This is a genomic window from Mesorhizobium sp. M5C.F.Ca.IN.020.32.2.1, from assembly GCF_004023105.1.
In the GTDB taxonomy this organism is placed as follows: domain Bacteria; phylum Pseudomonadota; class Alphaproteobacteria; order Rhizobiales; family Rhizobiaceae; genus Mesorhizobium; species Mesorhizobium wenxiniae.
In genome coordinates this window covers 1-850 of sequence record NZ_RZSX01001435.1, presented here as the reverse complement: position 1 = coordinate 850, position 850 = coordinate 1, and the positions used below count along the sequence as shown (strand labels likewise).

Genomic DNA, 850 nt, shown 5'->3' with positions numbered 1-850 from the left:
TGCGAGGACATGCCGGAACTGATGGCCTTGGTGCGAACGCTCGGTAAGACGTTGGTCGAGACCTATGTTAAGGGCGAAGTCATTGCCCAGCCGCTGACGGGCGAACAGGATGCCGAGCGAATCTACTCCGCCTCGATGGCGATCCGCGACCGCATGAACGCGATTGCACCGGGCAATCCGACTATTGCCGGCTTGACCGTCGCCGCATGGCTCGATCGCCAGAACGATCCCGGTGAGGCCAAGGCGGCTTTTCGCTCGATGATCGAAGGCCTGTGGTGCCAGGCGCTCGAAAAACTGCCGCTTTGGCACCTCATCGACAATGACCGCCGTATCACCAATGAGGTGTCGGAGCTGCAGTATTTCGTGCACGAAACCATGCAGTCTCTGGCGGATGATCTGGCTGAGGATCTCGGCGACCGCCTGCGATTGAACACGCCGGTCAGAACGATCGAGCGCAGACTGGGAGGAGTTCGTCTCGCGTCGACTACGGGCTCGATCACGGCGCGAACGGCGCTGATCGCCATGCCGCCGATGGTGGCCTCGAAGCTGGATTTTGCGCCGCCGCTGCCGGTTGCCTTGGAAAAGGCCCTCGGTGTCTGGCAAAGCGGCGCGGTGATCAAAATGCAGGTGCGCTATCCCACAGCCTTTTGGCGCGCCAAGGGCTTGAGCGGCATGGTGATGTGGCGCGATCCGCCGGCACTTTTTGCCTGTGACGTCAGCAAGGATGGCGGCCACCCTGCGTTGGTCGTCTTCGTCGGCGGGCCGCTTGCCCTACGCTGGCGGGAATTGGGAGATGCCGCGTTGCGCGCGGAGGTTACCGCGCGCCTCAAGGAGGCGCTCGGCACGGACG

Annotated in this window: 1 protein-coding gene; it reads left to right on the top strand. The window is 63.1% G+C overall.

The window, feature by feature from the left end; translation table 11 throughout:
- Positions 1-9: 9 nt before the first annotated feature.
- A partial coding sequence (locus EOA86_RS36585) for an FAD-dependent oxidoreductase (protein ID WP_245497502.1) occupies positions 10-850 on the top strand: 841 nt, incomplete at its 3' end.